The sequence below is a fragment of the Blautia sp. ZXY-1-C6 genome (assembly GCF_056339875.1).
The window spans coordinates 1-12,987 of record NZ_JBWJVQ010000242.1; the positions used below are offsets into that span (position 1 = coordinate 1).

General features: G+C 40.7%; 12 protein-coding genes. 11 read left to right on the plus strand and 1 reads right to left on the minus strand.

Annotated features, from left to right (window positions below):
* The first annotated feature begins 303 nt into the window (after positions 1 to 303).
* The 11 genes from AC075J_RS15510 to AC075J_RS15560 all read left to right on the plus strand — a co-directional run bounded on the left by AC075J_RS15510 (position 304) and on the right by AC075J_RS15560 (position 11,561).
* Positions 304 to 1,506, plus strand: coding sequence for a TlpA family protein disulfide reductase (locus AC075J_RS15510; RefSeq protein WP_476390479.1), 1,203 nt, complete (start codon positions 304 to 306; stop codon positions 1,504 to 1,506).
* Positions 1,507 to 1,671 carry a CD1871A family CXXC motif-containing protein gene (locus AC075J_RS15515; RefSeq protein WP_022380177.1) on the plus strand — a complete coding sequence of 55 codons (165 nt, stop codon included), beginning with the start codon at positions 1,507 to 1,509 and terminating at the stop codon, positions 1,669 to 1,671.
* Positions 1,672 to 1,784: 113 nt separating this feature from the next.
* Entirely contained in the window at positions 1,785 to 2,696 is a 912-nt protein-coding gene (locus tag AC075J_RS15520) for a 4Fe-4S binding protein (protein ID WP_476390480.1), read from the plus strand.
* A 414-nt stretch (positions 2,697 to 3,110) separates the two neighbouring features.
* Positions 3,111 to 4,049, plus strand: coding sequence for a helix-turn-helix transcriptional regulator (locus AC075J_RS15525; protein ID WP_022380179.1), 939 nt, complete (start codon positions 3,111 to 3,113; stop codon positions 4,047 to 4,049).
* A gap of 7 nt (positions 4,050 to 4,056) precedes the next feature.
* Positions 4,057 to 4,566, plus strand: a complete 510-nt coding sequence (locus tag AC075J_RS15530) for a hypothetical protein (protein ID WP_025577999.1) — start codon at positions 4,057 to 4,059, stop codon at positions 4,564 to 4,566.
* Positions 4,567 to 4,893: 327 nt separating this feature from the next.
* A complete protein-coding gene (locus tag AC075J_RS15535) occupies positions 4,894 to 6,183 on the plus strand; it encodes an ABC transporter substrate-binding protein (RefSeq protein WP_055054103.1) in 1,290 nt (429 codons plus the stop codon).
* A 197-nt stretch (positions 6,184 to 6,380) separates the two neighbouring features.
* On the plus strand, positions 6,381 to 7,280 hold the full coding sequence (locus tag AC075J_RS15540) for a carbohydrate ABC transporter permease (RefSeq protein ID WP_055054104.1): 900 nt from the start codon (positions 6,381 to 6,383) through the stop codon (positions 7,278 to 7,280).
* On the plus strand, positions 7,273 to 8,100 hold the full coding sequence (locus AC075J_RS15545; protein ID WP_173706455.1) for a carbohydrate ABC transporter permease: 828 nt from the start codon (positions 7,273 to 7,275) through the stop codon (positions 8,098 to 8,100). The genes AC075J_RS15540 and AC075J_RS15545 overlap by 8 nt, the downstream gene beginning before the upstream one ends.
* A gap of 326 nt (positions 8,101 to 8,426) precedes the next feature.
* The gene (locus tag AC075J_RS15550) at positions 8,427 to 10,166 is read left to right on the plus strand and encodes a GGDEF domain-containing protein (RefSeq protein WP_226839654.1); all 1,740 of its coding nucleotides are present in this window, start codon (positions 8,427 to 8,429) and stop codon (positions 10,164 to 10,166) included.
* Positions 10,163 to 10,411: a hypothetical protein gene (locus AC075J_RS15555; RefSeq protein ID WP_226839655.1), complete on the plus strand. Its 249-nt coding sequence runs from the start codon at positions 10,163 to 10,165 to the stop codon at positions 10,409 to 10,411. Before AC075J_RS15550 ends, AC075J_RS15555 begins: the two co-directional genes overlap by 4 nt.
* Positions 10,383 to 11,561 carry an ATP-binding protein gene (locus tag AC075J_RS15560; RefSeq protein WP_226839656.1) on the plus strand — a complete coding sequence of 393 codons (1,179 nt, stop codon included), beginning with the start codon at positions 10,383 to 10,385 and terminating at the stop codon, positions 11,559 to 11,561. Before AC075J_RS15555 ends, AC075J_RS15560 begins: the two co-directional genes overlap by 29 nt.
* A 288-nt stretch (positions 11,562 to 11,849) precedes the next feature.
* Here the strand turns inward: AC075J_RS15560 and AC075J_RS15565 are convergent, their stop codons facing one another.
* A complete protein-coding gene (locus AC075J_RS15565) occupies positions 11,850 to 12,890 on the minus strand; it encodes a LacI family DNA-binding transcriptional regulator (protein ID WP_055200306.1) in 1,041 nt (346 codons plus the stop codon).
* Positions 12,891 to 12,987 lie beyond the last annotated feature (97 nt).

Below are 12,987 nucleotides of genomic sequence, written 5' to 3' on the forward strand. Positions count from 1 at the left end.
GCGAGAGCATGTCACCAAGTTTCAGATTTGTCTGTGACTGGCCATGAAATAAAATTTTGAAAAAAGTTATTTTCTTAACACAGATTTTATTTCTCAGATGCTATAATGTGTGCATATCAATAAAACGATGCCTGTTATGCGGGGACAAAATCCAAATCTGCGGACAGACATAAGGAATTAACCAATTAAACTGTGAAGCAGTTATTTGGTTAGGAGCAGGTAGAGAAGTGTATGTTTTTATCGGCTTGGCTTAAAAGTAATATAAAAATCATAACAGTAAAAAATGAAGGGAGCTTACTTATAATGAAAAACAGAAGAATGAGATTAATGGCGATTTTTGCAGCAGGTGTATTAAGTGTGACATCTATGGGAGGTATTGTAACTGCACATGCAGAGGAAACTCTTTCAGTGCCTGCAGAGGAAGCCGGTGCAGGTGCGGTTCAGATGGATGGAAAGGATGCTCAGGCAGCAGAAGATGGCAGTGTGGCAGCTTCCGAGGGCTTGATCGCAGGATCTTTCAAACCGTCAGAGATTGCTCAGCCGGCACAGGATACTTATGAATATCCATTCCTTGGAATGAAATTAGGGATTTCCAAAGACCTGAAAGAGCAGATGGAGAAGAAGAACATTTCCATGTTCACAGATGAGAGATGGAATGACAATGCAGATGCAGTCACATATGCCACAGCCAGCTGGTGCACCCTGACAGATGAGCAGAAGAATGCAGAGGTGGACAAGATGGGCACCGGATATGACGACTGGCTGAAAAGTCTCAGCAGAGTAGGTGTGATCGGAATGTATGATGAGGAATCCCAGAAAGATCTGGATACGATTACCGGCTGTACAGAGCATAAAGAACTGGGTACCAGCAGTGACGGTAAATATAAATATTATCTCAGCACAAACAAGGATGCAGATGCAGACCTGTTAAAGGATGTGGAGGGGATTGAGGTAACACTTACAGAAATGACTCCTTTCCAGAATCTCTCTGCATTTGACCAGCCACAGGATACTTCTGACAGTACAGAGGCGACTGAAGGAACAAATGTAGGTAAATTTGAAACAACAGGAGTTGATGGAAAAACTTACACACAGGATATCTTCAGCAAATATGATCTGACTATGGTAAATATTTTCACCACCTGGTGTTCTCCATGTGTCAATGAGATTCCTGATCTGGAGAAACTTTATCAGGAGATGAAGGATAAAGGTGTGGGAGTAGTAGGCGTGACACTGGATACAGTAGGCAGTGGTGGAAAGCAGGATGAGGAAGCAGTGAAAAAGGCTCAGGTACTTCAGAAGAAAACAAAGGCATCTTATCCATTCCTGATCCCGGATTCCGGAATGATGAACGGACGTCTCAATGGAATCTCTGCTTTCCCGGAAACCTTCTTTGTTGACAAAAACGGAAATATTGTAGGTGAGACCTACTCCGGAAGCCACAGTCTGGACGAGTGGAAAGAGATCGTGGAAAAAGAGCTGGAGAATGTCACAGAGGGAAAATAAATGAATAAATTAAAAAACAGCAAAATATGGAACAGTAAATGGCCGGCTGTGATTCTTATGCTTGTGGGAGTCTGCTTTATGGGATATGGGATTTCCCGCGGAGAGCTGGCAGTGGTGTTTACAAAAGCCATTAATATCTGTATGGAATGTGTGGGAATTGGATGATTTAACAGAATCAGGTAAGTTCCCCTGCGGAGGTTGCAAATATCCGTCTGACTGAAACATTGTCATAAGATAAGTCTGTGGATAAGATATGAATAGAAAGAAAATAAATTATCATGAGTAATAAAAAGAACAGCGATAACAAAAGTAATAAGAAACAAAACACAAAAAATATGAAGATCAATGAGTGGCCCCGCCACGGAATCCAGGCACTGTGGGCGTTCATTACAAACAGTCATGTTACCGGCTTTGTCACAGGCAAAATTTACACAGGCAAATTGAAAAATGCCTGTGTTCCGGGCCTGAACTGCTATTCCTGCCCCGGTGCTGTTGGCGCCTGTCCTATCGGTTCTCTTCAGGCTGTGATAGGGAGTTGGAATTTCAAGATGGCTTATTATGTGGTGGGATTTCTTATCTTCATCGGAGCTATGGTGGGAAGGCTGATCTGCGGTTTTCTCTGTCCCTTCGGACTGATTCAGGATCTGCTGAATAAGATTCCATTTCCTAAGAAAATCCGCACATTCAAAGGCGACAAGCTGCTTCGTAAGCTGAAATATGTGATTTTCGCAGTATTTGTAATTCTGCTTCCATTGTTTCTGGTGGATATTATGGGACAGGGGGCACCCTATTTCTGCAAACTGATCTGCCCGGCAGGAACACTGGAGGGCGGACTGCCGCTGGTACTTCTGAATAAATCCATGCGCAGTGCACTGGGCTGGCTGTACATATGGAAGAATGTGATCCTTGTCATAACAATCATTCTCTCCATTTTAATCTACCGTCCGTTCTGCAAATATATCTGTCCTCTGGGGGCATTTTATTCCGTCTTTAATCCTGTTTCCCTGTATAAATACAGAGTGGATAAGGATAAGTGTATAAAATGCGGAAAATGTGCAAAAGCCTGCCAGATGATCGTAGACCCTGTGGAAAACTCCAACAGTTTGGAATGTATCCGCTGTGGAAGATGCCGCAAAGTCTGTCCGACAGATGCAATCCAGTGTGGAATCAGAAGAAAACCACAATCATGAAGAAAATAAAGTGATACTAGTACATCGTTTTCGAAATAACTATACCACTCACTTGTCTGCGAATCCGATTGCACAGGTCTAAAAGCCTCAGCGTAGCCCGCTACGCCTGCGTTTTTATACCAGCACACTCGAATCCGCATCCTACGCGATTGGTATAGTTATTTACGAAACGCTGTACTAGAGGTATGTATAGAACTGCTATCAGTCAAAATTATTCGGGTTCAGCCATGAGCCTGTGAATAAAAAGATTGATAATAACAGATATGGAAAAGGGATACCTGGCAGATTATAAAAAGTAGTCTGCCAGGTATTTTTGTATGTTTTTATTAAAAAATGTACAAAAATATCGAAAAATATATAAAAAACTGGTAGAATCATATTGTGAAAATACAGAACAGAAAATGAGGTGACTGTATGGCAAAGAAGAGAAAAAAACCGAAGATGGAATTCCGCTATTACCAGATGCCTGCCGGAAGTCCGATCCTGGCTCTTCTGGGACAGAAGTGGGTTCAGAATTATGGAAATGATGTGGATTATCTTCATTTTCATAATTATCTGGAGATTGGTTTCTGTTACGAAGGGGATGGAGTTATGGCGTTTGGTGAGGCTAAAATGCGGTTTTCGGGAAGAGAATTTACGGTGATTCCACCCAATTATGCTCATACGACTAACAGTGATCTGGGTACGGTCAGTAAATGGGAGTATCTTTTCATAGATGTGGAAGGTTTCATGAAAAAATTTCTGAACAATCCGGTAAAGGCTGAAAAAATGATTCAGAGAATATATTCTAAGGCTTTATTTCTGAAAGAGAATGAGTCCCCCTCTATAGCTGCAAAAATTCTTAAGATCATGAATATCATGCGTGAGGGAGAAGAATTTTATATTGAAGAATCCAGTGGAGTTCTTGCGGCATTACTAGTAGAAATTGCCAGACTGAACCGGGTTTCACCGGAAGACAGGGTGGAAGAGGAAACAGGGAAACTTACAAATATGATCACCCGTGTACTGGATTTTGTTTCTTATCACTATATGGAGGACATTCGGATTGAGGACCTGGCGAAAATCTGTCACATCAGTGAAACTCATTTCAGAAGAGTATTTACATCGCATATGAAAGTAAGTCCTTTGGAGTATATTAATTCTGTGCGGATTCATACTGCCTGTGAATTTCTGCAGAAAACAGATATACCGGTGGCAGATATTGCGCACAAATGTGGTTTCACGACCAATTCAACGTTTAACCGGAACTTCAGACAGATAATGGGAGTGACTCCGGTTGAATGGAGAAAACGGCCGGAGAATTATGAACAGCAGCTTTTGGATTTCGATATTCATTCAGAGGAAGGATGGTAAAAAAGTTATGAACTATAAGATTGTGGAGCAGGTATCAAGAAAGAAAAAGAGTATGTCCGGAGTCCTGTGTGTGGTAATGATTATTTTTGCAGTGCTTTTTGTGGTTATGGGAATCACGATTTCCCAGGCATTTATGCTTCCGGGATTTCTGCTTGCGGGGCTGTATTTTGTCTTTGATATATTCAGTCAGAAGGATTATGAATACATGATGGAAAACGGTCAGTTTGAAATAGATGTGATCTATGGCAAGAAGTATCGCAAAACAGCTCATATACTGGAACTGAGTAATCTGGAGACAGTGGCACCGCACTGGCATGAAAGTGTTGCAAGGTACAAAAAGAATGGTGGAACGGAGAAGCTGAAAAAATACGATTATACCTCTTATGATGAAGATACTCCTTATTATACAATGATCATCCGGGAAGACGGGCACAAAATAAAACTGCTTCTTGATCTTAATGAGGAACTGCTTCATGCGATGAAAACACAATATCCTGAAAAAGTCTATTTTGCATAAAATGAATTAAAAACTGTAAAATATGTACAAAAATTGAACGGAAAATTTATGAAAAAATAACAAAGGTCATTTTTAAAGACAAAAATATATATTTTTTTGTCCATGAAAGTGGCCTTTGTTATTAAAATTACATAGTAAAAACATAGTAAATGAGAAAGTGAACAAAAAATATATTTTTAAATATTTTTAATAGTGCAAAATACATAAAATGGTCGAAATTGCACATTATGTGTGCGGTTATGCAAACTATACCTGAAAATCGGATGCTATAATCAACTTACAAGCGATTCGGAAGAAAGAATAAGCTTAATAAAGGAGGATATAAATATGAGAAAAAAATTACTCGCAGTATTAATGACCGGTGCTATGGTAGCATCCTTTGCAGGATCAGCTACAGCTGTTTTTGCGAAATCTGATGATGACAACAAGTTAACTGTATGGGCGTGGGATCAGAACTTCAACATCAAATCCATGCAGATCGCAGCAGATCAGTATGCAAAAGATCATGAGGGATTTTCTGTAGATATCGTAGAGACATCTTCTGATGACTGCCAGACTAAACTGACAACAGCAGCAAATGCAGGCGATTACAGCACACTTCCTGATATCGTTCTTATGCAGGACAACAGCTATCAGAAATATCTGAAGAGCTATCCGGATGCATTCACAGATCTGAAAGATATCAACATTAACTGGGATGATTTTGGTAAACTGAAACAGTCCTATTCCATGGTAGATGATACACACTATGGTGTTCCGTTTGATAATGGTGCTGTTATTGCATGCTATCGTACAGATATCCTTGACGAGGCAGGATATACTATTGATGATCTGACAGATATCACATGGTCCAAGTTCATGGAAATCGGTAAAGATGTTCATGAAAAAACCGGAAAATATCTTCTTACAAGTGAAGCTACAGGTGGCGATACTCTGATGATGATGATGCAGTCCTGCGGAGCTAACTTCGTAAACGAAGATGGCGAAGCTTACATCGTAGGCAATGAAGTTGCAGAGAAATGCATCAATCTTTATGTAGATTTGGTTAAGAATGACGTTGTTAAACTTGTAAATAACTGGGATGAATATATCGCTACTATTACAGGCGGTGAGGCAGCAGGTATTGTAAATGGTAACTGGATCACAGCTACTCTGATGTCTACAGAAGATCAGAAGGGTCTGTGGCAGATCACAACAATGCCTAAAGTAGACGATGTTGACACAGCCACAAACTATGCAAACAATGGTGGATCTTCCTGGTATGTTACATCCAACTGCCAGAATGTAGAACTTGCAGAAGATTTCCTTGCAAGTACATTTGGTTCCAGCACAGATTTCTATGATGCAATCCTTCCGGAAGCAGGTGCAATCTCCTGTTATCTGCCGGCAGGTGAATCTAAGGTTTACAACGAGCCAAATGAATTCTTTGGTGGACAGCCAATCTTCTCCACAATTGTAGAATACTCTTCTCATATTCCGGAGTTCACAAAAACACCGTATCATTATGAAGCAAGAGAATGCGTCAACACAGCAGTTGTAAATATCGTAAACGGCACACCTGTAGAAGATGCCCTTCAGGAAGCTCAGGATACTCTGGCATTCAAGATGACTGAATAAATTCTGATCGCAGGATCAGATGATGTCAGGACTGCGGGAACAGTGAAACTGTGAAGCAATCTGTAGACAGTGATTAAGTGAATGAAAACAGGTAAGTGCGGGGGACTGCCAGCAGTCCCCCATCTTATTGCAAAGAGTTGGTAATTGTCCGGCAAAATGCTGAACAGTTACAGAGTTTTTTGAAAGGAGGAGTTCACGTGAATTCTAAGAAAAAAGGTATGTCTCTGCTTGGCAAGCAGAGGGCAGCAGGATGGACGTTCCTGGCTCCTGCAACTATCATGATCGCGATCATGAGCTTTTATCCAATGATACGTGCATTTATCATTTCCCTGCAGACCGGAGCCGGAGCAAATATGAGATTTGCAGATCCGATCTTCAGCAACTATAAACGTATTCTGGCAGACAAGGTATTTCAGCAGTCTATTGTAAATACATTCCTGTATCTGATCATTCAGGTGCCGATCATGCTGATACTGGCAATTCTTCTGGCACAGCTTCTGAATAACAAAGATTTGAAATTTAAGGGATTCTTCCGTACCTGTGTATTTCTGCCATGTGCAACATCCCTGGTATCCTATTCATTGATCTTCCGTTCCATGTTTGCTACAGATGGTCTGATCAACAGTATTCTGATCAAACTTGGGATCTTATCTACCGGCTATAATTTCCTGGGAAATTCCGCCAGTGCCAAGATTGTAATTATCCTTGCGCTGATCTGGAGATGGACCGGATATAACATGGTATTCTATCTGGCAGGACTTCAGAATATTGAATATTCTGTATATGAAGCAGCCAAGATTGATGGCGCCAATGGCTGGAAGACTTTCTGGAAGATTACTGTTCCGCTTCTGAAACCGACAATTATTATGACATTTATCATGTCAATTAATGGTACACTGCAGTTGTTCGATGAGTCTGTTAACCTGACAAAGGGTGGACCGGCAAACTCAACAATCACAATGTCCCACTATATTTACAATACATGTTTTATTAACGTACCAAACTTTGGATATGCAGCAGCAATGTCATTTATCATATTCATTATGGTAGCTGTACTTGCATTTATTAATTTGAAAGTAGGTGATACACGTGACTAAGAAAAACAAATCAGCCATTCAGAGAAGATTGATTCCAACCTATATTTTTCTGATCATCGTGTCATTTATTTCAGTATTCCCGTTATACTGGATGATTTCAGCCGCAACTAATACATCCACAGATGTATCACGTGGACGAATTATTCCGGGAAGCTATTTTATGGAAAACTTCCGTAATCTTACATCCCAGCAGCCACTGTGGAGAGCACTTGGAAACTCTTTCTTTTATGCAATCCTTACTACAGTGATCTGTCTTCTGGTCTGCTCTATCGCAGGTTACGGATTTGAAGTTTACCATGATAAGTGGAAAGACAGAGTATTTTCAATCCTGCTTCTGGCTATGATGGTTCCGCAGGTTGCAACTATGGTTCCGTTATTCAAAATGTTCTCCAAGGCAGGACTTTTGAATACAGCAGTAGGTTTTATCCTTCCGATTATTTCCACGCCGTTTATGATCATGATGTTCCGTCAGAATGCCAGATCATTCCCGGTTGATATTATTGAAGCTGCACGTATTGACGGACTCAATGAAGTAAGGATTTTCTTCCAGATGTTCATTCCTACAATGAAATCTACATATGCAGCAGCTGCTGTTATTACCTTTATGAATGCATGGAACTCTTATCTGTGGCCAAAGGTAATCATGACAGACAACAAGGCAATGACCATGCCAATGCTGATCGCCAACCTGATCACAGGCTATGTGACAGATTATGGTATGCTGATGTGCGGTGTATTGTTCTGTTCTATTCCCACAATGATCGTATTCTTTGTATTACAGAAACAGTTTGCAGAAGGTATTACCGGAGCAGTCAAATAAAAAACTGAAAAAGAAAAATATAACTTCGACCGTCTGGAAGACATTATTAATAATCTATACAGAGAGGGCGAAAGAGAACACCCGGCAGATTATGAAAAGTAATTTTGCCGGGTGTTTTTGATGCCTGTTTGGAAATTTATAGCAAGCTTCTTGATTAATATGCATTACTGCAACTATACAGAACCATATGGTTCCGAAAAGGTAGCATTATTTTATGGAATCGATATAGTATTAATAAATTTGTGGTAGGCATAACGGAAAAAGTACGGTAAAATAGTTAGAATGCAGAAAGTATTTTTCCAAAATAAAACAAAAGGGGGAGGGCCATGTCTGAAGTAAAGAATAAGAAAAAGAAATCAAGTATTATTCAGGTCAGTATTGGTGTTCTGGCAGTTATTCTGGCTATCCTTATTATCATAATGATGGGAATTGTCTCAGATATTCAGGGAACGGCCCGTATTGTAAATTATACCGGTTTAGTCAGGGGAGAGACACAGAGACTCATAAAACTCGAGCTTTCCACGCAGCAGGAAAATGAGATGATCCGTGAGATAAGAACTTTTATTGACGGTTTGCGAAACGGAGATGATGAATTAAATCTTGTGCGTCTCGATGATGTTGATTTTCAGAATAAAATGCAGGAACTGGATGATAAATTCTCTGACCTGTATAAGAAAATTCATCTTGTGAGGTTCAAAGGGGCCAGGAACACAGATATTATTCCGGAAAGTGAGAAGTTTTTTGTGATCTGTGATGAAGCAACAGGTCTGGCCGAAAAATATTCACAGAAAAAAGCCACTTCCTTATCATTGCTTGAGAAATATATCACAGCAGATATAGTTGTGCTGATGCTGTTGATCGGATATGAGCTCATAAAAGCAATACAATATGCTGCAATGAACCGTTTACTGCAGCGAAAGGTATATCTGGATGATGCGACGGGACTTCCGAACAAAAATAAATGTGAAGAATTGCTGAGTGAGACAGAACCGGATGCAGATACCGGTGTCTGCAGTTTTGATCTTAATAATCTCCGGCGTATTAATGACAGCAGAGGACATGAAGCCGGTGATGCCTATATCCGTAGATTTGCCATCTGTCTGCGGGCTTCCATGCCGGCAGAGCAGTTTGTGGGAAGAGCAGGTGGAGATGAGTTTCTTGCAGTTACCCATGGACTGGACAGGGAACAGATGACACAGTGCCTTGAAAAGGTGCGCAGAGATATGAGAGAGGAATCCAAAGTGTATCCGGATACTCCCCTGAGCTATGCAGCAGGCTTTGCACTGGCCAGCGATTTTCCCGGAAGTACAATGAGAGAACTGTTTAACTGCGCAGACAAAAACATGTATATCAATAAGAATCATGTAAAAAGGGAAGAAGCTGCTGCAGAAAAGCATCAGGGATATCAGCTGTTAAAGCTGCTTAATCAGCATGGCAGTAATTTCTCAGACTGTCTGTATTGTGATGCCAGGATGGATACCTATCGGGCGATTCGTTCCAGTGAAAATTTTTTCCTGGCCTCTGATGGTGCATATTCCGGAGCAGTGGAACAGATCATAGAGGAACAGGTTGAAAAATCCAGTCAGGCAGATATCCGCGAAGGACTGCAGATTTCGGAACTTCAAAAGAAGATGCATACGAAGAAAGATGTTCTGGAATATGAGTATAATATCGGAAAACAGGGGGCATATAACCGCTTTACACTGATTCCGGTGGACTGGGATGAAGACAAAAAGCTGCATCATTTTCTTCTGGCATTTGAAACCATCCGAAAGACTTCTGAAGGTCAGACAGGTGCAAAAGAGCAGCTTCAGCTCTATTATGAACAACTGAAACAGTCAATCCTGGAAAATGACAGCTATGTGGATGCGCTTCTGGAATTGTCAGATGTGATCTATACAGTAAATCTGACAAAGGATGCTCTGGAAAGAAGGGTCGTACTGAATGGAAAAGAACAGAAGAGCCGGGAACTTTTTATGGACTACCCGCTTCCATGTTCTTATCGGGATTATTGCTGGGAATATGAGAAAAAATCACCCAGGAAACAATTGCCGGTTACTGCATGACAGATAACTGTGAAAAGCTTCGTAAGAGGTTTGAGAACGGAGAAACAAATATGTCTGTGGAATATTGTGCCCGCGAAGATGATGGAAGTATCCGCTGGGTACAGAAAACAGTTCTTATGACCAGAATGGTGGTGTTTGATACAGAAATCCTTGCGGAGGTGCCTATGATTTATGCGATCATTCTGCTGCAGGATACCACACAGAGACATGAACGGGATGAGCAGGAACAGGCACGCCTTCAATGAGATGCGTGCTGAAAGCAGGGCAAAAACGAATTTCCTCAGCCGTATGAGCCATGATATCAGGACACCTCTGAATGGTATTATTGGTCTGTTAAAGATTGACGAGACTCATTTTGAGGATAAGGAACTGATACAGGAAAATCATAAAAAGATGAAGATAGCAGCGGATTATTTGCTTTCCCTTATCAATGATGTTCTGCAGATGAGTAAAATAGAGGAAGGTCATATTGTTCTGACTCATGAATATATCTGCCTCAAAGATCTGGTCTATGAGATTGAGAGTATTATCACTCACAAGGCAGCAGATGAGGATATTCAGTGGATTTATGAGAAAAATAAGGAGGATGTTCCCTATCCTTATGTCTATGGAAGTTCACTGCATCTTCGCCAGATTTTTCTGAATATCTATGGAAACTGTATTAAGTATAACCAGCCGGGAGGAAAGATCACTACGGTAATGGAGGCTGCAGATGTACATGATGGAATCTGTACATACAGATGGACGATTTCTGATACAGGTATAGGGATGAGTCCGGAGTTCCTGAGTCATATTTTTGATCCGTTCTCACAGGAAAAAACAGATGCCCGTAGTGTTTATCAGGGAACCGGTCTGGGAATGGCGATCACTAAAGGCTTGATTGAGCAGATGAATGGAAGTATTGAAGTGACAAGTCAGGTGGGAGTTGGATCTGTGTTTGTCATTACCATTCCCTTTGAGATTGCCCAGGAACAGAAAAAGGATGAGGAAATTGCTGAGAAATATGATATTCGTGGATTGCATCTGCTGGCAGCCGAGGATAATGAGCTTAATGCTGAAATCATAGAAATGCTGCTGACAGATGACGGTGCAAAGGTTACAGTTGCAAAAAACGGCAGACAGGCAGTGGAGCACTTCGAAAATAATCCTCCGGGAACCTTTGATGCCATATTGATGGATGTCATGATGCCTGTTATGGATGGTATTGCAGCAACAAAAGCCATACGTGCCATGGACAGGGCAGATGCAAAAACAATTCCGATCATTGCAATGACTGCAAATGCATTTGAGGAAGATGCCAAAAGATGTCTCGCAGCCGGCATGACTGCACACCTGGCAAAACCTTTCCAGATAGAAGATGTGGAGAAAACCATTGTGGAGTGTTGTGGAAAGTGATGCCATCTGTAAGGTCTGTTGTTATGAGTAAGTTATCATAAATAGAGTTAAAAGTCTGGATGACGAAAATATGAGTAGAGAAAGGCGTGAGTCACAGAACTGACAGTCATCACAGGAAGGCTGATAAGACTGATTGCTGAAAGAGTTTTATCTGAGATTGAACTACTGATATAGAATAAGAGAAGGTGCAAATCATAGAAATGTGGTTTGCACCTTCTTTTTTGCGTTCATCCACTGCAGAATTAATTGGATTAAGATACATTATTTACGAGGATTGCTATAAGCAAATTATTTTTGAGGGTTGCCATGGATTTTACGGAAGGCAGCAGTACTCTTACGTTCGATGATATCATAAGGAAATAATATTTTTAAATGCTTTTCATGACCGCCCTCAATACGGTCAATCAGTATTTTGGCTGCCATTTTTCCCATTTCATCAAGAGGAATGTGTGCTGTTGTTAATGAGGGAATCAGATATTGTGCTGTATCGATATCATCAATGCTGGCAACGGATACATCTTCGGGAATGCGAAGACCGTATTCCTTGATAGCTTTCATTGCACCGATTGCCGTAATATCATCAGCACAGAAGAAAGCAGTTGCATCACAGCCGCTTTTAAGAAGATGGCAGACACCTTTGTATCCCTCTTCTGTGGAATGAACAATGTTAGAGACGTATTTGGGACTGACAGAAATATCTGCATCTGTCAATGCAGAACAGTATCCAACATACCGGTTTTCATTCTGTGTTTCGCCGATGTAAGCGATTTTTCTATGACCCTGTTCTATAAGGCGGGTTACGACATCATAACTGATTTGTGTTCCATCACAGATAATCTGATCATATTTTGCATCCAGATTATTCAGACCGGAATAAACAACATACTGGAAATGTTTTTTCAGAAATTTCAAAAGCTCTTTATCACAACGACCCAAAACGGCAATGCCGTCAATATCATTGCTGGCAATTAACTGTAGAGTAAAAGGATCATCGATATCAAAAGCAGAAAATGTGTACTTTAAAATATAGTTATGACGGAATGCTTCCTGTTCAATATTTTTGGCCAATGTAGAGAAGAAATAATCAGATGCTCCATCCGGAACCCGTGCAAAGAGACAGGCAATAGAACGAAATGGTTCTGTGGAAGATGAATCAGGTTCTACAGTATTTTTTTTTGAATGTCTTGGAATATAATTGGTACGTTTGGCTATTTCCCATATACGGTCTTGAACTTCCCTGCTCACGGGGCTATTAGTACTTTGATTGATTACACGTGAGACTGTTGAAATCGATACGCCTGCTTCTGCTGCAATTTCTCTCAGCGTCATAGGAGACCTCCTTTCTTGGGGTGCAGTGTTTTATGATACTTATGTCAGAACCAGGATGTCAGATTGCTGTATGAATTTACAGCTATATTGTTAACAC